We start from the raw sequence: 21,858 nt of genomic DNA on the forward strand, positions 1-21,858 counted from the left end.
CGCCCCCGTCGTCGCGGCGTGTTGATCGCAACGTATGACGGCGCCCCTCGCCGGGGCAAGGGGCGCCGTGGGGGTGTCCTCGGCCAGCCGGAGGGCGTCCGGCCTCGGGACCGGCTACGGCATGCGCTCGTAGGCGGGCAGGGTGAGGAAGTCGACGTAGTCGTCGGCGAGGGCGACCTCGGCGAACAGCTCACTGGCCTGCTGGTAGAGGGCCTCGTCGAAGGCGTCGCCGAGGGCACCGCGGATCGTGGTGAGCTCCTCGTCGATGATCTGCTTGACGAGCTCGGCGGTGACCTTGGGGCCGTCGTCGAGGGTGACGTCGTTGTGCAGCCACTGCCAGATCTGGGAGCGGGAGATCTCGGCGGTCGCGGCGTCCTCCATGAGGTTGTGGATCGCCACCGCGCCGTTGCCGCCCATCCACGTCGCCAGGTACTGGAGCGCGACATTGATGTTGTTGCGCAGACCGGTGAGGGTGACGCCGCCCTCGGTCTTGTCCACCGCCAGCAGATCGGCGGCCGTGACCTCGACCTCGGGGCGCTGCTTGTCGATCTGGTTGGGGCGCTCGCCCAGGACGCCGTCGAAGATCTCCTTGGCGACGGGGACCAGGTCGGGGTGGGCGACCCAGGAGCCGTCGAAGCCGTCGCCGGACTCACGGGACTTGTCGTCGCGGACCTTGGCGAAGGCGACCTTGTTGACCTCGGCGTCCTTGCGGGACGGGATGAAGGCCGCCATGCCGCCGATGGCGTGTGCGCCGCGCTTGTGGCAGGTCTTGACCAGCAACTCGGTGTAGGCGCGCATGAACGGGGCGGTCATGGTGACCGCGTTGCGCTCGGGCAGCAGGAAGCTGCGGCCGCGGGTGCGGTGCGTCTTGATGATGCTGAAGAGGTAGTCCCAGCGACCCGCGTTGAGACCCGCGGAGTGCTCGCGCAGCTCGTAGAGGATCTCCTCCATCTCGAACGCGGCGGGGATGGTCTCGATGAGGCAGGTGGCGCGGATGGTGCCGCGCGGGATGCCGAGGCGCTCCTGGGCGAGGACGAAGATGTCGTTCCAGAGGCGGGCCTCGAGGTGGCTCTGCATCTTCGGCAGGTAGAAGTACGGGCCCTTGCCCTTGTCCAGCTGGCGCTGGGCGCAGTGGAAGAAGTAGAGGGCGAAGTCGACGATGCCGCCGCTGGTGCGCTGGCCGTCGACGATGATGTGCTTCTCGTCCAGGTGCCAGCCGCGCGGGCGGACCACGATCGTCGCGAGCTCGGAGTCCTCCTTGAGGGCGTAGGTCTTGCCCTGGGGGGAGGTGAAGTCGATCTGGCGGTCGAGGGCGTCGCGCAGGTTGAGCTGCCCGCCGATCATGTTCTCCCACAGCGGGGTGTTGGCGTCCTCGAAGTCGGCGAGCCAGACCTTCGCGCCGGAGTTGAGCGCGTTGATGGTCATCTTGCGGTCGGTGGGGCCGGTGATCTCGACCCGGCGGTCCGTGATGCCCGGAGCGGGGTCGGCGACCTTCCAGCTGTCGTCCTCACGGATGTGCTTGGTCTCCGGGAGGAAGTCGAGGTCCGTCCCGGCCGAGATCTGCTCCTGGCGCGCCTTGCGGGCGGCGAGGAGCTCCTGGCGGCGCCCCTCGAAGGTCCGGTGCAGCTCGGCGACGAGGGCGAGAGCCTCGTCGGTGAGGATCTGGTCGAAACGGTCGTTGAGGGGGCCCGTGATCTCGACCCCTTGCGTGGCGCCCATGGATAACCTTCCGCAATACGAAACAAGCTTCTGGTATGTGGAAAAGAAGCTACTATCTTGATGTCGAGCGGTCAACGCGCGGTGCACGTCGCAGGTCAGGCAAACTTGCTCTTGTGTGAAGGTTTCGGAAGTTTCACTCTGCAAGTTCGACGGTTCTTCAGTATCGCATCCGATGTGTTGGCTTCATCTCACTCCCCCGTCCACGGTGTCGCCTCGCGCGGCCTGGGATAATCACGTGCTTGGCGGCGGCCGAAGTGCGACCATCGGGTCACGGCCGCCGACGCCCCGTGACCGGGAAGATCCGCGGGGGCCAGGACGTTGACCCACCTGGAGGGATATGAATACTTCTGACAACCGCGGAGGCTCCTCGGCCGGGCACACCACCCCCGTCGAGGACGCGCTTCGCGAGCCGATCACCACCGGGATCGAGGACGGTCCGTCCGCCTCGCGGGACACGGCCGGCGGTGATCGCGGCGCCGAACCAGGGGACATCCCCGAGCAGGGTGAGATGGAACTCGCCGAGCGCCACGCGCTGCGCCGAGTCCAGGGACTGTCCACCGAACTCACCGACATCACCGAGGTCGAGTATCGGACCCTGCGCCTGGAGCGCGTCGTCCTCATCGGTGTGTGGACCAGCGGGACCCAGACCGACGCGGACAACTCGCTCACCGAACTCGCGGCCCTGGCCGAGACCGCCGGGGCACTCGTCCTGGAGGGGCTCACCCAGCGCCGGCCCAAGCCGGACCCGGCCACCTACATCGGCAAGGGCAAGGCCGCCGAGCTGCGCGACATCGTCGAGGCCACCGGGGCCGACACCGTCATCTGCGACGGAGAGCTCACGCCCGGCCAGCTGCGTCAGCTGGAGGACGTCGTCAAGGTCAAGGTCATCGACCGCACCGCCCTCATTCTGGACATCTTCGCCCAGCACGCGCGTAGCAGCGAGGGCAAGGCACAGGTCGAACTCGCACAGCTCAACTACCTCCTGCCGCGACTGCGCGGTTGGGGTGACTCGCTGTCCCGGCAGGCGGGCGGTTCCGGCAGCGGTTCCGGCGGCGGTGTGGGTCTGCGCGGACCCGGTGAGACCAAGATCGAGACCGACCGGCGACGCATCAACGACAAGATGGCCAAGCTGCGTCGGCAGCTCGCGCACATGCGCACCGCCCGCGAGGTCAAGCGCGACGTGCGGCGCACCCGCGAGGTCCCGTCGGTGGCGATCGCCGGATACACCAACGCGGGAAAGTCGAGCCTGCTCAACCGGCTGACCGGCGCCGGGGTGCTGGTGGAGAACGCCCTGTTCGCCACCCTGGACCCGACCGTCCGCCAGGCGCGTACGCCCGACGGCCGCGGCTTCACCCTGAGCGACACCGTCGGGTTCGTCCGGCACCTGCCGCACCAGCTGGTGGAGGCGTTCCGCTCCACGCTGGAGGAGGTCGCCGACTCCGACCTGATCCTGCACGTGGTCGACGGTTCGCACCCGGACCCCGAGGAACAGATCAGGGCGGTCCACGAGGTCTTCTCCGAGATCGACGCGACCGACGTCCCCGAACTCATCGTGGTCAACAAGGTCGACGCCGCTGATCCGGACGCGCTCAAGGTGCTGCGGACCCGCTACCCCGACGTCGTCGAGGTGTCGGCGCGCACCGGCGAAGGCATCGCCGGGCTCGTCACGGCGCTCGCCGAGGCGCTGCCCGAGCTCGCCCACGAGGTGCACGCGCTGGTGCCCTACTCGCGCGGTGACCTGGTGGCGAAGGCCTACGAGGAGGGCCGTGTCCTCAGCGAGGAGCACACCGGGGAGGGCACGCGGCTGCACGCGTTCGTTCCCGAGCTGCTCGCCGCCAAGCTGGGGGAGTGCGCACCCAGCACGGCGTGAGGAAGGGGCCCTTCCACTCAGGGGCGACGTGAACCGGCCGGGGCACACCGAGAGGGTGCCCCGGCCGTCGTGTGCCGTGGTGGCGCGCGTCACTCTTGCGACTCGCGAGTATTGCCAAGAAACACTCGCATTCGTCCCACCGGGGAGGTGTACACGGGGTCCGGGAATGGACTACGGTTTTGGATCACCAGGCCGTCAGCGGCCGCTGTCCCCTCCGACAGTCGAGATCCCTACCGCTGACACGGCCCCCGGCGGCCCCGCGGCCGCCCCCGGCTCAGTCGGATCGCTCCAGATACGAGGTCGCCATGTCCGCCCGTGTACCCAACGACCGTGTCGCCAGCCCTCACCGGCGGATCTGACCGGCGGACGCGAACCCATGACGCTGGTACTCCTCACCAACATCGGTCGCCTGTGGACCGGGAACGAGCTGCTGACCAAGGCGGCCCTCCTGATGAACGACGACCGGGTGGCCTGGATCGGGCCCGCGGCCGACCTGCCGCAGCGCATCCCCGGTGTGTTCGACGACCTCACCGACGTCGACGACGTCGTGAACATCGGCGGTGGACTCATCACACCGGGGCTGGTCGACGCGCACTGCCACCCGGTGTACGCGGGCGACCGGTACGCAGAGGTCAACATGTGGGCCAAGGGCGCCTCCAAGGGGGATATCTTCGCCGCGGGCGGCGGGGTGTCCACCACGGTGACCATCACGCGCGGAACCGACCCCTGGACCCTGTGCAACGCGGTGCGCGAACGGCTCCGACACTGGGTGATCACGGGCACCACCACGGTGGAGGCCAAGACCGGCTACCACCTGACCCGGGACGGGGAACTCGCCGACGTGCGCCTGCTGCGGTCCCTGGAGGAGGAGCCCGGGATGCCGCGCCTGCACGTCACGTTCTTCCCAGCGCACGGGGTCCCGCCCGAGTTCTTCGGCCGCCCCAGGGAGTACGTGAGCACGGCCGCGTCATGGTTGAGCGACGCCGCCATGGCGGGCGCCGACGGCGTCGACGTGTACTGCGACAACCAGCAGTTCACCACCGACGACGCGCGGATACTGCTCGGGGTGGGCCAGTCCGTGGGGCTGCGCACCACCCTGCACGCCTGCTCCCGTCCCCGGCACGGCGCCGTGCGGATGGCCACCGACCTGGGCTGTTCCTCGGTGGACCTGCTGCACGAGACCGACGAGGAGGACATCCTCGCGCTGGCCGCCACGCGCACGCCGGTGGTCGCCTGCCCCACCACGTCGCTGCACGAGCGCCGCACCCCGCCCGTGCGCACGCTCCTCGACCACGGTGTACCGGTGGGCCTGGGAACCGACCACAACCCGGGCCAGTCCGGGGCGACGTCGATGCCGCTGGTCATCTCCCTGGCGGTCGCCATGTTCGGAATGACCGTCCAGGAGGCGCTCAGCGCGGCCACGTCGGGCGGGGCACGGGCGCTCGGCCTGGTCGACCGGGGCGTGCTCACCCCCGGCTCCCTGGCCGACCTGGTGCAGTGGGACGCCGACCACGAGGGAGCGTTCGCGTGGTCGATGGGACTGAACACCCTGCGCGTGTGGCAGGGCGGGCGGACCATCCACTAGGCAGGGCCTGCCCCGGGCCCCGTGCCGTCAGCGGGTGCCGCGGGCCCGAGCGATCTCGATCACCGCGCGCTCCAGGGCGTACTCGGGGTCACGGCCCGCACCCTTGATGAGCGCGTCGGTCTCGGCGACCACGCTCATGGCACGGGTGATCCCCGCCGGGGACCATCCGCGGGCCTGCTGCCGCAGGGTGCGCATCTTCCACGGCGGCACCTTGGCCTGCTTGGCCAGCTCAGCCTCACTCGTGCCCCGCTGGGGCTGGGACGCCACGGCGATGCCGCGCACCGCCCCCGCGAGCGCGCTGTTGATCAGTACCGGTGCGGTACCCACCGCCAGGGACCACCGCAGCTGCTCCAACGCCTCCGGCAACCGGCCCTCGACGGCGCGGTCGGCGACCGAGAACCCGGACGCCTCGGCCTTCCCGGAGTGGTAACGGGCCACGGCGGCGGCGTCCACCCGGCCCTCGGTGTCGGCGACCAGCTGGGTGCACGCGGCGGCGATCTCCCGCAGTTCGGTGCCGACCGCGTCCACCAGCGCCTGAGCGGCGTCACCCGTGATCTGCCGACCGGCTGAGGAGAACTCGCCCTTGACGAACGCCACCCGCTCCGGACCCTTGGTCGGCCCCTTGCACTCCACCCGGTGGGCGCCCGCCTTCACCGCCGCTTGGAGCAGTGCCTTGCCCTTGGCGCCTCCCGCGTGCGTGAGGACCAGGTGGACGTCGTCGGCCGGAGTCTTGAGGTAGTCCGTGACGGTCGCCGCCAGATCCTTGGTGAGGTCCTGGGCGGAGCGCAGCACCACCACACGACGATCACCGAACAGGGAGGGCGAGGTGACCTCGACGAGTGTGGACGGGCCGACCTGGGCGGGCATGAGGTCGTGGACGTCCACGTCGGGGTCGGTCTCACGGACCGCCGCGACCGCGGCGGCCACGGCCCGGTCGACGAGGAGTTCCTCGGTACCGACGATCACGGTGACAGGGGCGGGTGCAGGCATACACCGAGGATGCCACGCCCCACCGACCAGCCGGGCGCGATCCGTGCTCACCGCCGTGGACCGGGGCCGCGCACGACGGCCCGCACGGGGCCGGATCCGGTACCGCCCAGAACGGCGACGTCCCCGTCGCGGTCGGTGCGCAGGTTGATCCGTCCGAGCCGCTCCAACAACGCCCACGTGTACGGGGACGGGTGTCCGTACGGGTTGTCCGCACCGACCGACGTCACCGTCACCACAGGGTCGGTGGCCGCCAGGAAGTCCGGGTCCTGGGTTCCCGCCCCGTGGTGCGGAGCGGTGAGGACGGTCACCGGCAGCAGGTCGGCCCCCGGCGCGGTGAGCAGCCTCGCCTGGGCCTCCTCCTCGATGTCCCCGGTCAACAGCACCGACATCGTCGCGCCGTCGGCCCGCACCACGACGGAGCCGTCGTTGACCGACCCGCTGTGGCCCGGCGGGGGCCACAGCACCCGCAGCAGCCAGGGGCCGACCCGGAAGGACCGTCCGCGCTCCCCCTCCCACAGGTCCACGTCCGACTCCGTGAGCAGCCGTCCGGTCGCGGTGCCGTCGAACCCGGACGGGGCCAGCGCCGCGTCGACCCGGCGGTGCCGCAGGACACCCGGCGTTCCGTCCACGTGGTCGGCGTGGTCGTGGCTGAGTACGAGCAGCGGGACCTCCCGCACACCCAACCGGTGCAGGCAGTCGTCGATCACCGCGGGATCCTCCCCGGTGTCGGCCACCACCGCGGCACCGTCGCCCGCGGACAGCACGAACGCGTCCCCCTGCCCCACGTCGCAGGCGACCAGCGCCCAGCCCGTCGGAGGCCATCCCCCGGACACGCACCGCGCCGCCAGGACCAGCAGCAGTACGGTGACCATCACCGCCGCGACCACGCGCAGCACCCATCCCCGTGCCAGGACCAGGACGAGCAGGATCCCGGCCAGGAGCAGGGCACCCGTCACGTCCGGACGCCAGGGCAGTGCGCCATACGGTATCCGGGCCCCGGTCTGGGCGACCCCCGCGATCCACGCCACGCCCCACCCGGGCGGGTGCGCGGCGACCGCCGCCCCCACCGGCCAGACCACGGACAGCACCGCGAGCACGAAACCCGCGACGGTCACCGACGCGACGACCGGCGCCGCGAGCACGTTGGCCGGCACCGCCACCCACGCCACCTCCCCCGACAACAGCACCAGTACCGGGGCGACCGCCACCTGGGCGGCCACGGCGACCGCGACGGCCTCGGCCAGCGGATGCGGCATCCGTCGCGACCACGCCTGCGTCCAGGACGGAACCAGCAGCAGAATCCCCGCCGTGGCCAGCACCGACAGCGCGAACCCGAAGGAACCGGCCAGCCCGGGGGAGACGAACAGGACACCGACCACGGTGACGCTCAGTGCGCCCAGGGCCGCGTGGGAGCGTCCGGTGGCCAATGCCAGCAGGGCGAGCGAACCCATGAACGCGGCTCGGATCACGCTGGGCTCCGGTCGGCACACCAGGACGAACAGCCAGATCATCAGTGCCCCGCCCGCCACCGAGCACCACCTGGGGGCTCGCAGCCACCGGGCGAGGCCGAGCACGAACCCCGTCAGCACGGCGAGGTTCGAACCGGACACGGTCAACAAGTGGCTCATCCCGGTCGCCCGGAAGTCCTCGGCGGTCTCCTCCCGCAGGAGTGACACGTCTCCGACGACCAGAGCGGGGAGCAGCCCGCGTTCCGGTTGGGGGAGGGCGGAGGCGGCCTGGCGAAGACCCGCGCGCACCCGACCGGCCAGCGACTGGAGTCCGCTCGGCTCGGTCACCTGTTCCGGCGGTCCGCGGACCAGGACGAGTGCCGAGGTGAGCGGGTCGTCCTCCGTCGGGAGGAACACACCCCGGGCGCGAAAGGACTGACCCGGCAGCAGGCCGCGCCATCGAGCGTCCGAGGCGAGCACCACCACCCGTGCCCGGGAGGCGTGTTCCCGGCCGTCGACGCGTACCCAGGTGGTGCGGGAGCCGATGACCCACTCCGCGCGTCCGGGGCGGGGCGTCCCCGACCGTGACCGTGGATCCTCGCGCACGACCGCCTCGAACTCGGCCTCTCGTTCCAGGTCGGCCGTCCGCGCCGCCGCGCTGCCCGCCTCCCGGGACACGTGGGCGCCGGTCACCGCCGCCACCGTCGCCGCGCAGACCAGGGCGGCCACGACGGTGAGGGCCACGGTCTCCCCCGTGGGCCGTGTCCAGGCGTACATCCCCACCGCGACGCACCCGGCGACCGCCGCGAAGGTCCACGCCGCCCGTGGCGGCGTCGACAGCGCGCCCAGGGCGGTGAGCCACGCCGTGATCGCTGGTAGGAGAAGCCGCAGGTCGGGTGGGTGCCGCAGGCCCAGGGCATCCGTTCCGAGCCATGTCGCCACCGCGCTCACCCCACCGTCACGTGCGGGCGGAGGGTCTCCAGGGTCCGGTCCCCGATGCCGTTCACCCCGACCAGTGCGTCGACGCTGGCGAAGGGGCCGTGGGTCTCCCGGTGGGCGACGATCTCGGCGGCGATGACCTCCCCGATCCGCGGAAGCCGGGTCAACGCGGTCACATCGGCCCGGTTGATGTTCACCGGCCGCCCAGAGCCCAGGGCTTCGCCCGCGCCCTCGACGGACGGGACACCCACCAGAACCTGTTCGCCGTCCACCAGCGGGCGGGCGAGGTTGAGGGTGTCCAGGTCGGCGTCCGGGAGGGCGCCGCCCGCCTCCTCCACGGCGTCGGCCACCCGGGACCCCGGGGGCACCGTGTACAGCCCCGGCTCGGCGACCTCCCCGCCCACGTGGACGACGAGGTCCTCTCGTGGGGCGGTGCCGCCCGTGCCGTGCGTCCCCTCCGCACCGGCGGTTTCAGGGCCGGTCGTCCCCGTGCCGGCCGTGGCCACCTCTCCAGCGTCCGCGGCGGGGGAGGCCGCGGCGACCACCTCCGCCGTCACCTCCTCGGGGCGGTCGCGCAGGGCGAGCAGGGCGGCCCCCACGGCGATCAGGCCCAAGACGGTCAGGGCGAGCACGGCACGCCTCGACGGGACGACCCCGACCGGCCACCGATCGGTGATCCGCGCCAGGAGGGAACGGGACGGCTCCGGGCGGATCTCCTCGTACCCCGACGGTGGACGGTCGTGCCGGTCCCGGTGCTCGGCCGTCGTGTCCGGGGGCGTGTCGGCGGGGCGACCCGCTTCGGAGACGGCGGCCCGCGTCCCCCGCTCCGTGACCGTCTCCGGCGCCCCACCCGGGCCGGGCGGTCCCGCTCCGGTTCCCTCCGGGCCGGTGCTCCAGGGCTCCGCGCCCGTGACGCGGTCGGTCCACGTGTCCCACGGCGACCGCGTGCCCTTCGCGGTGTCCGGGGGCTTCGTCGGCGCCGCCATCGCGTAGGGGGCGCTCGGAATCGCGGGCCCGCCCGGGGACGGCCGTCCGGCATCGCCGGTGGGCGGGCACGGGTCGTGTGCGTGCGATCCGGGCGGGACCGGGGCGGAGGGGTTCGGGTCGGTCGGTCGCGGACGGCTGGCGGGGGCGGTGCCCATGGCGAGCGCGCGGAGCCGCTCGCGGGGGTCTGGGTCGCAGGAGTGGCGTCGGACACGGCGCTGAAGGGTCATGTCCCCAACGGTAGGAAGGCGCCTACGCGGTGTCAGCGCCCAATTTCCTTCTGTGGATAACTCCGCGTCCCACCCGGGACCGTCCGCCGCCGGGAACGACGAGGGGCCCGGTCCGGCGAGCTCGCCGGACCGGGCCCCTCGTCAGGGTTCAGCCCTAGGCGGACTGAAGCTGGTGCAGGCGCTGGGCGATCGCGCTCTTGCGGTTCGCGGCCTGGTTCTTGTGGATGACGCCCTTGCTGTGCGCCTTGTCCAGCGCACGCGCGGCGGCGCGCTGGGCGACGACGGCCTGCTCGACGTTGCCGGCCTCGGCGGCCTCACGGAACCTGCGGATGGCCGTCTTCAGCGAAGAGCGCACCGCCTGGTTGCGGACACGAGCCTTCTCGTTCTGCCGAATGCGCTTCTTCTGCGACTTGATGTTCGCCATGCGAAAACGTGCTCCAGTTAATCTTGATCATCGCGCCGGTCCGACCAGCGGCTCAGCTCGTGGGCAGCCGTACCACGAGCGGCCAGCGTGGGCGCCGACACAGGGTGTGTGAGTCCTCAGGGCTCGAATGAACGCGGAGGTCCGAGACACGGACTTCCAGTATGCCGCACGCGCGCACCACTTCGTGCATCCCCGTGCGCTCCCGTTCCCATCGGAACCGGTCCGCCCTAGGAGAGCAGCCACCCCGCCGTGTAGGCCGCCAGGTCCTCCGCGTCGGCCTCGTCCGCCACGTACAGCGCCACGCCCAGGGTCATTCCCTCCGGCGGCTCCACGCGCGTCATCCCCAGACGGATCCCGGTGAGCGCGGTCCCGATCGACTCGGTGTCCTCGACCGGCCCCCAGTCCCCACTCGTGTGGGCCGGCAGCCCGAACCGCACCGTCACCTCGTCCCGGTCCGCCAGAGCCCCCACCCCCTCGGTCACCTGGCGCACCATGAACCCCCCGTACAGCACGTCCATGGGCATGTCGGCGCCCACGCCCGGCAGGACGACCTCGTCCGCGTGTTCGGTCACCCGGTCCAGGTACCCCGCCGACCAGTACTTCTCCTCGCCCTCGGTCACGAACGACGGCACACGCCCGCCCGGTACCAGTTCGACGTGCTGGGCCTGGACCGAGAACACCGCGTCCTCGCCCAGCGCCTCCCGCACCACGCCCATCAGATCCGGTACCGAGGGGTCGTTGACGGTCACGGGCCGGATCTCCAGGTGCAGACCGGCGAAACCGTCCGCGGCGACCTCGGCGGCCCCGGCCGCCAGCGTCGCCCCGGCCTCCTCGTCGAACCGGTCTCTGACCAGCGAGGAGCCCTCCGTCACGTGCCGGAGCCACGCCAGTGCCCGTACGTCCGGGTGCTCGGCCGCCAGCCACGACAGCAGGTCCGCGGTACCGGGCTCGCGTTCGACGCTCCCGTCGGCGCCGATGTCACCCGCGTACACGTACAGCGTGTTCACGCCGCCGGTCGTCAGCAGGGCGTCCAGGGCGCCCGTGTCCTCCCACGAACCCACCCACGCCGCGTCGGCGCCCTGCGACGCCGCCCACGGCGCGGGCTCGCCCGTGAACTGGTATCCCAGGAGCGCCGCCGCTCCCACCAGCAGCACAGCGAGGGCCGCCAGCCCGGCCAGTACCCGTGTCAGAAGCCACCTCAACGGACCGTTTCCTCCCGGTTCTCGCCTCCGCGCGCTCGGCACGCCTCCCGACGGCCCGTTCCCGGCCCCACGTCGCATAATCTGGACACCGGTCCCGAACCCGCGGCCCATACTGCCGTACGGGCCGCGACCGTCCACGGAGAGGACGACCCCGTCCCCGTGGGATGATGGACGACGCCGTCGGACCGAGCCGCGGCGGGGCGGAGCCCACGGCCCGCCCGGGACCCGGACCCAACCTGTGAACGGAGCACGGTGGCACAGCCGAACTGGACCGATCCCGCGCTGATCCGCAACTTCTGCATCATCGCGCACATCGACCATGGCAAGTCGACGCTGGCCGACCGGATGCTCCAGATCACCGGGGTCGTCGAGGACCGTCAGATGCGCGCCCAGTACCTGGACCGCATGGACATCGAGCGCGAGCGCGGTATCACCATCAAGTCGCAGGCGGTGCGGATCCCCTTCACCGCCCTCGACGACAAGACGTACACGCTCGACCTGATCGACACCCCCGGCCACGTCGACTTCACCTACGAGGTGTCGCGCTCGCTGGCCGCCTGCGAGGGCGCCGTCCTGCTGGTGGACGCCGCGCAGGGCATCGAGGCGCAGACCCTCGCCAACCTCTACATGGCGCTGGAGAACGACCTCACCATCATCCCGGTGCTCAACAAGATCGACCTCCCGGCCGCGCAGCCGGAGAAGTACGCCGAGGAGCTCGCCGGGATCATCGGCTGCGAACCCTCCGACGTGCTCAAGGTCAGCGCCAAGACCGGTGAGGGCGTCGAGGAGCTCCTCAACGAGATCGTCAACCAGGTGCCGGCGCCCGTCGGCGACGCCGACGCGCCCGCCCGAGCCATGATCTTCGACTCCGTCTACGACACCTACCGCGGCGTCGTCACCTACGTCAGGGTGGTCGACGGCAAGCTCAGCCCCCGCGAGCGCATCCAGATGATGTCGACCAAGGCCTCCCACGAGATCCTGGAGATCGGCGTCAGCTCGCCCGAGCCGCGCAAGTGCGACGGCCTGGGCGTCGGCGAGGTCGGCTACATCATCACGGGTGTCAAGGACGTGCGCCAGTCCAAGGTCGGTGACACGATCACCTCCCTGAACCAGCCCGCGACCGACATGCTCGCCGGGTACCAGGAACCCAAGCCGATGGTCTTCTCCGGCCTGTACCCGATCGAGGGCACCGACTACCCGGTGCTGCGCGACGCCCTGGAGAAGCTCCAGCTCAACGACGCCTCGCTGGCGTTCGAGCCGGAGACCTCCGCCGCGCTCGGGTTCGGTTTCCGCTGCGGTTTCCTCGGTCTGCTGCACCTGGAGATCACCCGCGCCCGACTGGAGCGCGAGTTCAACCTCGACCTCATCTCCACCGCGCCCAACGTGATCTACCGCGTGGAGATGGAGGACGGCACCGAGCACGTGGTGACCAACCCCAGCGAGTTCCCCACCGGGAAGATCGCCAGGATCTTCGAGCCCGTCGTCAAGGGGACGGTGCTCAGCCCGTCCGACTACATCGGCCAGATCATGGAGCTGTGCCAGGACCGGCGCGGCAACCTCCACGGCATGGACTACCTGTCCGAGGACCGCGTGGAGATGCGGTACACGCTGCCCATGGCCGAGATCGTCTTCGACTTCTTCGACCACCTGAAGTCGCGCACCAAGGGCTACGCCTCGCTCGACTACGAGCCCACCGGCGAGCAGGAGTCCGATCTGGTCAAGGTGGACATCCTGCTCCAGGGTGAGGCGGTGGACGCCTTCTCGGCGATCGTGCACAAGGAGAAGGCGTACGCGTACGGCGTCGAGATGACCAAGAAGCTGCGCGAACTCATCCCGCGGCAGCAGTTCGAGGTGCCCGTCCAGGCGGCCATCGGCGCCCGCGTGATCGCCCGGGAGAACATCCGCGCCATCCGCAAGGACGTGCTCGCCAAGTGCTACGGCGGTGACATCAGCCGTAAGCGCAAGCTGCTGGAGCGGCAGAAGGAGGGCAAGAAGCGCATGAAGATGGTCGGCCGCGTGGAGGTCCCCCAGGAGGCCTTCATCTCCGCCCTGTCCACCGACTCCGGCGGCGAGGACAAGAAGAAGAAGTAGGTCCTCGGCCCCGTGTCCGCCGGAGCGGCGGACACGGGGCGTCGCACGGCCGAGTCCGCGAGGCGGCGAGAACGGGAAAGGGGGAGCGTCCCGCACGGGACGCTCCCCTCACGCGTGGGGCCGGTGCCCCTCAGCCCTTGACGGCTCCCGAGGTCAGGCCCTCGGTGATGAACCGCTGGAGGAACCAGAACACCGCCAGCGTCGGCAGGGACAGCATGATCGCGCCCACGGCGAACATCCCGAAGTTGGCGTTGCGCTGTGAGGCCACCAGTTGGTACAGCCCCAGCCCCAGCGTCTTGGAGTCCGTGTCGCGCAGGAACACGCTCGCCATCAGGAACTCGTTGATGGTGGCGATGAACACCAGCAGCGCCACGATCGCCAGGACCGGCGTGACCAGCGGGAGCATGATGCGGAAGAACACCTGCGCGTGGGTGGCCCCGTCCATCTGGGCCGACTCGTCCAGCTCCTTGGGGACGGTGTCGAAGAACCCCTTCATCAGCCACGTGTTGATGCTGAGCGCGCCTCCGAGGTACACGAGCAGCAGCCCCCAGCGGGTGTCGAACCCGATCGCGGGGTAGTACTCGCCGAGGGTGGAGAACATCAGGTAGATCGCCACGATCGCCAGGAACTGCGGGAACATCTGGATCACCAGGAGCCCGATCAGCCCCACCCGGCGCCCCTTGAACCGCATCCGGCTGAACGCGTACGCCGCCAGGGCCGACAGCAGTACCGTCACCGCGGCGTTGGTGAGCGCGAAGAACAGCGAGTTCGCGTACCACGTGGTGAACGGCGTGTTCTGGAACAGGTCCCGCGCGTTGCCCAGGCTCGCCCCCGTCGGCCACAGCTCGGCGCTGCTCAGTGTTCCCACCGGGTTGAGCGCGGCCGAGACCACGAACAGCACGGGGAAGAGCGCGAAGACCGCGACCAGCCACATGACCGCGTGCCGCCAGCCCAGGCGGGTGACCCACAGGGCGAAGCCAGCCGCCGCGGTGCGCCGGTGGCGGGTCGGCGCCGTCGGCCCGATGCTCGCCGTCATCAGTTCACCTCCTTGAGTGCCCGGCTCCGCCACAGGCTCACCACGGAGATCACCGAGACGATGACGAAGATCATCACCGACAGCGCGGCCGCGTACCCGTACTGGGCGGTGGCCTCGTTGAACGCCAACCGGTACGTGTAGGTGATGAGCAGGTCCGTCGCGCCGGCCGTGGAGTTGTCGGCGAAGAGCGGGCCGCCGCGGGTCAGCAGCCACACGGCGTTGAAGTTGTTGAAGTTGAACGCGAACACGGCGACCAGGATCGGGGTCATCGCCACCATGAGCAGGGGCAGCGTGACGTGCCGGAAGGACTGCCAGGCGTTCGCGCCGTCGATGCGCGCCGCCTGTTGCAGTTCGCGCGGGATGGCCTGGAGCGCGCCCGTGGCCACGAGGAACATGTACGGATAGCCGAGCCACACGTTGGTGAGGATGACGGCGGCGCGTGCGCTCCACGGGGTGCCGAACCAGTCCACGTCGAGCCCGAGCATGCGGTTGAACAGCCCGAAGTCGGTGTTGAACATGTCCCGCCACAGCAGGTACATGGCCAGCGAACTCATGGCGTAGGGCAGGACCACCAGGATGCGGTACAGGACCTTGCCACGCATGCGGGGCACGTGCAGGGTCAGCGCCACGGCCAGGCCCACCACGAAGACCAGGAACGTCACGGAGACGGCGAAGACGATGTTCCACACCAGGATGCCGAAGAACGACGCGGCGAAGGACGGGTTGAGCAGGAAGCGGGCGAAGTTGTCCAGGCCCACGTTCACCTGCCAGCCCTGCGGGAGCCGGTCGCCCTCCTCGTCGACGAACGCGCCGAGCTCGTCGTCGGCGGTGTAGACCCGGCCGGTCTCGGTGTCGGTCACGCAGTCGCACTCGGCGTCGTAGACGCGGACGGCGCTCCCCTCGAAGGCGGTCGACAGTCCGCTGGAGCGGATGCCCGCACCGCTGTCGGTCGGGACCGCGAACTCCTCCAGCTCGTCGCTGCGTGTGTTGACCTGGGCCGGGGTGAGGATCGTGTAGCCGAACGCCTCGGTGACCTTGCCGGAGGCCGGGTCGACGGTGGCGCCGCCGAGGTCCTCGAGACCGTCGGTCGTTCCGGCGTAGGTCGCCCCCTCGGGGTCGGTGAGCAGGAAGACCAGCGATCCCGTCTCGGGGTCGCCCGTGGTGGCGACCGTCAGGGCGTACTCCTCGGAGTCGGCCGTGCGGGTCACGGACATCGACTCGATGGAGTTGATCGCCTGCTCCTTGTCTCCGCGGTGACCGTCACTCATGTTGGTCACGGAGGTGCTCATCGTGTAGAGCACCGGGAGGATCTGGAAGGCCATCAGGAACAGCACCCCGGGCACCAGGTACTTGGCCGGGACCGTGCGCTTGGACAGGTAGACGTAGTAGACGAGGCCCAGCACGGCGAGGACCAGCCCGATGCCGAGCCAGTTGCCGCCGAGGTAGAGGGGGAGTACCGCCCACACGCCCAGGGCGGTGAACAGCCCCAACAGGCCGATCTTGACGACCCGTCCCGCCAGCGACCCGTCGCCGGCCCAGCGCCCGCCCGGCAGCGGTGGCCGGGAGGCACCGCGCCGAGGGCGTCCGTCGAGGGTGGTGGAGGGCGACGGGCGGGCGGGCGCCCCCTGCTCGGGGGCGCCCTCCTTGTCGGAACCGGAGACCGTCACGACTACTCGCCGATCTGCTCGGAGATCGTCTGCGCCGCGGCCTCCATCGCCTCGCGCACGTCCCCGCCGCCGATGATCTCGGCCTGCGCGACGCCCAGCGGCTGCCAGGTCTCACCCATCTCCGGGATGGACGGCATCGGCATGCCCTCGGCGCCCGCCTCGGAGATCGCGGCGACGTTGGGGTCGTCCGTGGAGACGCTCTCCAGGGCGTCGGTCTGGACCGGGACGCGCGGGTCGACCTCGTACAGGCCGAGGATGAAGTCGGTGTCGGTGACGAGGGTGGTCACGAACTCCTCGGCGAGCGCGGAGTTGGCGCTGCCCTCGGTCACGAAGAAGCCTTGGTAGCCGATGTAGGGCTGGGCGGGGCCGCCGTCCGTGAAGCCCGGGACGGGGCTGATCGCGTAGTCGATCCCGGACTCGTCGGCGCCGGCCAGGTCCCACGGGCCCGCGACGAGGAAGGCCGCCTCCTCGTCGAAGAACAGGCTGGCGTAGTTCTGGATGGTGATGGAACGGCGGATCACGCCCTCGCCCGCCTCGCCGTACTCGGCGATCTGCTCCATGGCCTCGATCGACTCGTCGGTGCCGACGCCGAGGTCGCTCGGGTCCCAGGTGCCGGTGTCGTCCTGCCCGAAGAGGTAGCCGCCGGCGGAGGTGAACAGGGTGTTCATCCGGTAGGGGTCGCCCTCCTGGCCGACCGCCATGGACAGGACCTCGCTGACCTCGCCGTCCTCCTTGAGCTGGGAGCCGACCTCGACCATGTCCTCGAAGGTCTGCGGGGCGTCCGGTGCGAGCGCGGTGTTGCGCAGCAGGAAGAGGTTCTCCTGGGTGTAGGGGACACCGAAGAGCTGCCCGTCGAACGACATGGCCTCCAGGGAGGTCTCGTCGAGCAGGGCCGCCCGGTCCTGGGGGAGCTCGATGGGCTGGACGGCGCCGTTGCGCACCAGGTTGCCGGTCCAGTCGTGGGCGCCGATGAAGATGTCCGGGGCGTTGCCGGCCTGGTGGGCGTTGAGCACGTCCCCCTGCATGTCCTCGAAGGCCACGCTGTCCACGCTCACGTTGATGCCGTTGGCCTCGGAGAACTGCTCGGCCGCGGCCTGGACGGCGTCGGCGCGCTCGGGGTCGGTCCAGACGACGAGTTCTCCCTGGGCCGTGGTCTCACCGCCGTCACCCGTGTCGCCGCCGCAGGCGGTCGCCGCCAGGGCGATCGCGGCGAGACCTGCGAACGCCGGTGCGCTGCGGAATCTCATGGTGTCTTCCCTCCGAGAGGCCGTACAGATGGGGGCGCGCACATGTTGGGCCGAGAGCCTGGTGTGTCACATCATGCGCGGTGATGTGACATTAGCAATAACTTGCAAAGAATGAAAGGTTTTGCAGGCCTCGTGGATAAAGATGCGGAAACGTCCGGGAAACAGACTGATGGAGCAACGACGTTAGGTGACATACGTGTGACCAATGGTCATCGCTCCACGTTGTGGGGACCGGGTGTGCCGGGTGGAGCGGAGGGGACGCCGGCTGCGGCGCCGAACGACGGGACCCGTGTTCGGCGCCGCACCCGCACAGTGAGTGGCTAGGCCCGGATCCACACGGCCGTGTCGCCGGGCAGCGTCAGAGAGCCACCGGAGGGGCCCTCCACCGTGCCGCTGGCGGCGAGCACCTCGCCGTCGGCCGCGATCTCCGCCGGCTCCTCGCCGAGGTTGACCGCGCACCGCACACCCGGTTCACGCTCGAAGTACAGCACGTTCTCCGGAGCGTCCAGCCAGGTCATGGGGCCGTCGCCGAGCGCCTCCAGCTCACGCCGCAACCGCAGCGCGTGCCTGTACAGCTCCAGCGTCGAACCCTCGACACCGCGCTGGGAGGTGCGGGAGAGCCCGCCCCACCCCTCCGGCAGCGGCAGCCACGGCTCGGAGCCCTCGGGGCCGAAACCACAGGGTGAGGGTCCCTCCGTCCACGGCAGCGGCACCCGGCAACCGTCGCGGCCGCGTTCGGTGCGGCCCGAACGCTCCCACGTCGGGTCCTGCAGCGCGTCCTCGGGCAGGTCCGTGACCTCGGGAAGTCCCAGCTCCTCGCCCTGGTACAGGTAGACCGAGCCGGGAAGGGCCAGCATGAGGAGCGTGGCGGCGCGTGCTCTGCGCAGCCCCTGCTCGCCCCCGCCGAAGCGGGTCACGTGGCGGGTCACGTCGTGGTTGGACAGCACCCACGTGCTCGGAGCCCCCACCGCGCCGTTGGCGGCCAGCGAGCGGTCGACGACCTCCCGCAGGCGACCGGCCTCCCACGGCGCGGTCAGGTACTCGAAGTTGAACGCCTGGTGCAGCTCGTCGGGGCGCAGGTAGCGGGCGATCCGGTCGGCGTCCTCCACCCACGCCTCGGCCACCATGGCGCGGTCACCGGGGTACTCGGCGACGATCGCCGCCCAGCGGCGGTAGATCTCGTGTACGCCGTCCTGGTCGAAGTAGGGCAGGGTCGTGCTGCCGTCGAGCAGGTCGGCCTTGGCGTTCTCGGCGATGTCGGGCAGGGCCGGGTCCTTGACCATGCCGTGCGCGACGTCGATGCGGAACCCGTCCACGCCGCGCTCCAGCCAGAACCGCAGCACGTCGTCGAACTCGTCGTGGACCTCCGGGTTGGTCCAGTCGAAGTCGGGCTGTTCGGCGTCGAACAGGTGCAGGTACCACTGCTCGGGTGTGCCGTCGGGGCGCTTCAGGCGGGTCCAGGCCGGGCCGCCGAAGATCGACTTCCAGTTGTTGGGCGGCTGCTCGCCGTCGGGGCCCAGGCCGTCCCGGAACAGGTAGCGGGCCCGCTCGGGGCTGCCCGGTTCGGCGGCCACGGCCTCGCGGAACCAGCGGTGCGCCGACGAGGAGTGGTTGGGCACGATGTCGATGATCACGCGGAGGTCGAGGTCGTGGGCGGCCGCGAGCAGGGCGTCGAAGTCCTCCAGAGTGCCGAAGCGCGGGTCGACGTCGCGGTAGTCGGCGACGTCGTAGCCTCCGTCGGCGAGCGGGGAGACGTAGAAGGGCGTCAGCCAGATCGCGTCGACCCCCAGTTCGGCGAGGTGGGGGAGGCGCTCGCGGATGCCGGCCAGGTCGCCCTCCCCGTCGCCGTTGGAGTCGGCGAAGCTGCGCACGTAGATCTGGTAGATGGCGGCGTCGCGCCACCAGTGTGCCTGGAGCTCCATGAAACGGGGGTCCTTCCCAGTGGGCGTCTGCAACTTCTTGCGCAAGATTACCGCTTACTTGCGTCCGTGTGACGACGATCTCGACTAGAGTTGTCCGCATGGGTCCACGACTTGCCGACATCGCGCGGCACGCAGGCGTCAGTGAGGCGACGGTCTCGCGGGTGCTCAACGACAAGCCCGGCGTCGGCAGCGACACCCGTAAGGCTGTCCTGACGGCACTGGACGTCCTCGGCTACGAGCGGCCCGCGCGGCTGCGGCAGCGCTCGGCGGGGCTCGTCGGGATGGTCATCCCGGAGCTGGAGAACCCGGTCTTTCCGATGTTCGCCCAGGCGGCCGAGGGCGCCCTCGCCCAGCGCGGCTACACCCCCGTCCTGTGCACCCAGACCCCCGGCGGGATAACGGAGGACGAGTACGTGGAGCTCCTGCTGGAGCGCAACGTCTCCGGGATCCTCTTCGTCTCCGGCCGCCACGCCGACACCTCCTCCTCCCACGAGCGCTACCAGGCCCTCGTCACCCGCCGCCTGCCCATCGTGCTCGTGAACGGGTACGCCGACACCGTCCCCGCCGCCTTCATCTCCTGCGACGACCGGGAGGCGGGCCGCCAGGCCGTCAACCACCTGGTCGCCCTGGGACACACGCGGATCGGTTTCACCAGCGGCCCCGAGCGCTACGTCCCCGTCCGTCGCAAGCTCGACGGCTACCGCCAGGCGCTGGCCCAGCACGGCCTGGACGGCGACGACCTGGTGGAACTGTCCCTGTTCGGCGTCGAGGGCGGCCACGCCTCGGCCACCCGGCTCATCGAGCGCGGCGTCACCGCGATGGTCTGCGGCTCCGACATGATGGCCCTGGGCGCCATCCGCGCCGCCCGCCAGCGCGGGCTGCGCGTCCCCGAGGACTTCTCCGTGGTCGGCTATGACGACTCCCAGCTCATCGCGTTCACCGACCCGCCGCTGACCACGGTCCGCCAGCCGGTCAACGCGATGGCGCTGGCCGCGGTCCGCGCGCTGTGCGACGAGATCGCCGGACACCCCGTCTCCCACACCGAGTACCTCTTCGACCCGGAGCTGATCGTGCGCGGTTCCACGGCCGTCGCCTCGCCCCGCGCCAGCGCCCCCGTCCAGGCCAGGGTGGCCTCTCCCGCGGAGGCGCGTGCCGTGGACGGCTCCCGAACCGCCCGGGAGGCGTCCCCGCGCGTGTGAGCCGCGCGAGCCCGCGAGGCCGTAGGAAACACGCCTCCGGGTCGGCGACACTGGAGGTATGCCTTCCGTTGCCCTCGACGGCGATCCCGTCCCGCGGACCGGGGACCTGCCCGCTCCCTCACTCGCCGAGCTCGGCGACCGACCGCTCGGGTTCTACGTTCACGTGCCGTTCTGCGTCACGCGCTGCGGCTACTGCGACTTCAACACCTACACCGCCGACGAACTGGTCTCGCGGGACGGCACCGCCACCTCCTCCCGCGAAACCTATGCCGACCAGGCGGTCGCCGAGGTCGAGCTGGCCGACCGCGTCCTGAGCGACGACCGGCCCGAGGTGAGCACGGTGTTCGTCGGCGGAGGGACGCCGACCCTGCTCCCCGCGGAGGACCTGGGACGGATCATCGCCGCGATCCGCGACCGCTTCGGCCTGGCCGCCGACGCCGAACTGACGACGGAGGCCAACCCGGAGACCGTCGACCCCGGTTACCTGGCGCGACTGCGCGAGGCCGGGTTCACCCGTGTCTCCTTCGGAATGCAGAGCGCCCGACCGCACGTGCTGAGGATTCTGGAGCGCGGGCACACCCCCGGGCGGCCGGAGCAGTGCGTCGAGTGGGCCCGGGCGGCCGGCTTCGAGCACGTCAACCTCGACCTGATCTACGGCACCCCCGGCGAGGGCGACGACGACTGGGCCGCTTCCCTGGAGGCCGCGATCTCGGCCGCGCCCGACCACGTGTCGGCCTACTCGCTGATCGTGGAGGAGGGCACCCGCCTGGCCGCCCGCGTTCGCCGGGGAGAACTCGCCGAACCCGACGACGACACCATGGCCGACCGTTACCTCATGGCCGACGAGGCCCTCGCCAAGGCCGGGTTCACCCCCTACGAGGTGTCCAACTGGGCGCGCAGCCCCGAGGGGCGCAGCAGGCACAACCTGCTGTACTGGACCGGCGGCCACTGGTGGGGCGTCGGCCCGGGCGCGCACAGCCATGTCGGCGGCACCCGCTGGTGGAACGTCAAACACCCCGCCGCCTACGCCGCGCGCCTGGCGGCGGGATCGAGTCCCGGCCAGGCGCGCGAGGTGCTCACGGCCGAGGAGCGCCGCTTCGAGCGCGTCCTGCTGGAACTGCGGGTGGCGGACGGGTGCCCGCTGGACCTGTTGGAGCCGCACGGGCGTGCGGCGGCCAGGAGCGCCGTGGCGGAGGGTCTGCTCGACGCCGTCGCGCACGACGGTGGGCGCGCCGTCCTGACCCGCCGGGGCCGCCTGCTCGCCGACGCCGTGGTCCGGGACCTGACCTGACCCGCGCGGTACGG

Annotated in this window: 15 protein-coding genes; 5 read left to right on the plus strand and 10 right to left on the minus strand. The window is 70.9% G+C overall.

Annotated elements, in window-relative coordinates; genetic code table 11:
• Window positions 1-114: 114 nt before the first annotated feature.
• Window positions 115-1,719: a malate synthase A gene (gene aceB / locus KIK06_RS02185; protein ID WP_268641703.1), complete on the minus strand. Its 1,605-nt coding sequence runs from the start codon at window positions 1,717-1,719 to the stop codon at window positions 115-117.
• Between the two features lie 337 nt (window positions 1,720-2,056).
• Here aceB and hflX point away from each other — a divergent pair, with 337 nt between their 5' ends.
• On the plus strand, window positions 2,057-3,589 hold the full coding sequence (gene hflX, locus KIK06_RS02190; RefSeq protein WP_017598686.1) for a GTPase HflX: 1,533 nt from the start codon (window positions 2,057-2,059) through the stop codon (window positions 3,587-3,589).
• Between the two features lie 376 nt (window positions 3,590-3,965).
• A complete protein-coding gene (locus KIK06_RS02195; protein WP_268641704.1) occupies window positions 3,966-5,174 on the plus strand; it encodes an amidohydrolase family protein in 1,209 nt (402 codons plus the stop codon).
• A gap of 27 nt (window positions 5,175-5,201) precedes the next feature.
• On the opposite strand, the gene holA is transcribed toward KIK06_RS02195, so the two are convergent.
• The 5 genes from holA to KIK06_RS02220 form a co-directional block, all read right to left on the minus strand.
• The gene (gene holA, locus KIK06_RS02200; RefSeq protein ID WP_026127615.1) at window positions 5,202-6,164 is read right to left on the minus strand and encodes a DNA polymerase III subunit delta; all 963 of its coding nucleotides are present in this window, start codon (window positions 6,162-6,164) and stop codon (window positions 5,202-5,204) included.
• 47 nt (window positions 6,165-6,211) lie between these two features.
• Window positions 6,212-8,554 carry a ComEC/Rec2 family competence protein gene (locus tag KIK06_RS02205; protein WP_268641705.1) on the minus strand — a complete coding sequence of 781 codons (2,343 nt, stop codon included), beginning with the start codon at window positions 8,552-8,554 and terminating at the stop codon, window positions 6,212-6,214.
• 5 nt (window positions 8,555-8,559) lie between these two features.
• A complete protein-coding gene (locus KIK06_RS02210) occupies window positions 8,560-9,765 on the minus strand; it encodes a helix-hairpin-helix domain-containing protein (RefSeq protein WP_268641706.1) in 1,206 nt (401 codons plus the stop codon).
• A 154-nt stretch (window positions 9,766-9,919) separates the two neighbouring features.
• Complete coding sequence (gene rpsT / locus KIK06_RS02215) at window positions 9,920-10,189, minus strand: 30S ribosomal protein S20 (protein ID WP_017599539.1); 270 nt, start codon at window positions 10,187-10,189, stop codon at window positions 9,920-9,922.
• A 227-nt stretch (window positions 10,190-10,416) separates the two neighbouring features.
• Window positions 10,417-11,391: a hypothetical protein gene (locus KIK06_RS02220; RefSeq protein ID WP_268641707.1), complete on the minus strand. Its 975-nt coding sequence runs from the start codon at window positions 11,389-11,391 to the stop codon at window positions 10,417-10,419.
• A gap of 252 nt (window positions 11,392-11,643) precedes the next feature.
• On the opposite strand from KIK06_RS02220, the gene lepA reads away from it, so the two are divergent.
• Window positions 11,644-13,482: a translation elongation factor 4 gene (lepA, locus tag KIK06_RS02225; RefSeq protein WP_268641708.1), complete on the plus strand. Its 1,839-nt coding sequence runs from the start codon at window positions 11,644-11,646 to the stop codon at window positions 13,480-13,482.
• A gap of 130 nt (window positions 13,483-13,612) precedes the next feature.
• On the opposite strand, the gene KIK06_RS02230 is transcribed toward lepA, so the two are convergent.
• The 4 genes from KIK06_RS02230 to KIK06_RS02245 form a co-directional block, all read right to left on the minus strand.
• Complete coding sequence (locus KIK06_RS02230) at window positions 13,613-14,518, minus strand: sugar ABC transporter permease (protein ID WP_268641710.1); 906 nt, start codon at window positions 14,516-14,518, stop codon at window positions 13,613-13,615.
• On the minus strand, window positions 14,518-16,185 hold the full coding sequence (locus KIK06_RS02235; protein ID WP_442789732.1) for an ABC transporter permease subunit: 1,668 nt from the start codon (window positions 16,183-16,185) through the stop codon (window positions 14,518-14,520). Before KIK06_RS02235 ends, KIK06_RS02230 begins: the two co-directional genes overlap by 1 nt.
• Window positions 16,186-16,187: 2 nt before the next feature.
• Window positions 16,188-17,432 carry a sugar ABC transporter substrate-binding protein gene (locus tag KIK06_RS02240; protein WP_268641711.1) on the minus strand — a complete coding sequence of 415 codons (1,245 nt, stop codon included), beginning with the start codon at window positions 17,430-17,432 and terminating at the stop codon, window positions 16,188-16,190.
• 320 nt (window positions 17,433-17,752) lie between these two features.
• A complete protein-coding gene (locus KIK06_RS02245; RefSeq protein ID WP_268641712.1) occupies window positions 17,753-19,354 on the minus strand; it encodes a glycoside hydrolase family 13 protein in 1,602 nt (533 codons plus the stop codon).
• Between the two features lie 98 nt (window positions 19,355-19,452).
• Here KIK06_RS02245 and KIK06_RS02250 point away from each other — a divergent pair, with 98 nt between their 5' ends.
• Together KIK06_RS02250 and hemW are read left to right on the plus strand one after the other, a co-directional pair.
• Window positions 19,453-20,553 (plus strand): LacI family DNA-binding transcriptional regulator, encoded by a 1,101-nt coding sequence (locus KIK06_RS02250; protein ID WP_268641713.1) that lies wholly within the window; start codon window positions 19,453-19,455, stop codon window positions 20,551-20,553.
• Window positions 20,554-20,611: 58 nt separating this feature from the next.
• Window positions 20,612-21,844 (plus strand): radical SAM family heme chaperone HemW, encoded by a 1,233-nt coding sequence (hemW, locus tag KIK06_RS02255; RefSeq protein ID WP_268641714.1) that lies wholly within the window; start codon window positions 20,612-20,614, stop codon window positions 21,842-21,844.
• Window positions 21,845-21,858 lie beyond the last annotated feature (14 nt).

Source organism: Nocardiopsis sp. EMB25 (genome assembly GCF_026797795.1).
Taxonomy (GTDB): Bacteria; Actinomycetota; Actinomycetes; order Streptosporangiales; family Streptosporangiaceae; genus Nocardiopsis; species Nocardiopsis lucentensis.

Coding starts and splice junctions, on each gene's coding strand:
- aceB (WP_268641703.1), bottom strand. CDS start 1,719: ATGGGCGCCACGCAAGGGGTCGAGATCACGGGCCCCCTCAACGACCGT.
- hflX (WP_017598686.1), top strand. CDS start 2,057: ATGAATACTTCTGACAACCGCGGAGGCTCCTCGGCCGGGCACACCACC.
- KIK06_RS02195 (WP_268641704.1), top strand. CDS start 3,966: ATGACGCTGGTACTCCTCACCAACATCGGTCGCCTGTGGACCGGGAAC.
- holA (WP_026127615.1), bottom strand. CDS start 6,164: ATGCCTGCACCCGCCCCTGTCACCGTGATCGTCGGTACCGAGGAACTC.
- KIK06_RS02210 (WP_268641706.1), bottom strand. CDS start 9,765: ATGACCCTTCAGCGCCGTGTCCGACGCCACTCCTGCGACCCAGACCCC.
- rpsT (WP_017599539.1), bottom strand. CDS start 10,189: ATGGCGAACATCAAGTCGCAGAAGAAGCGCATTCGGCAGAACGAGAAG.
- KIK06_RS02230 (WP_268641710.1), bottom strand. CDS start 14,518: ATGACGGCGAGCATCGGGCCGACGGCGCCGACCCGCCACCGGCGCACC.
- KIK06_RS02240 (WP_268641711.1), bottom strand. CDS start 17,432: ATGAGATTCCGCAGCGCACCGGCGTTCGCAGGTCTCGCCGCGATCGCC.
- KIK06_RS02245 (WP_268641712.1), bottom strand. CDS start 19,354: ATGGAGCTCCAGGCACACTGGTGGCGCGACGCCGCCATCTACCAGATC.
- KIK06_RS02250 (WP_268641713.1), top strand. CDS start 19,453: ATGGGTCCACGACTTGCCGACATCGCGCGGCACGCAGGCGTCAGTGAG.
- hemW (WP_268641714.1), top strand. CDS start 20,612: ATGCCTTCCGTTGCCCTCGACGGCGATCCCGTCCCGCGGACCGGGGAC.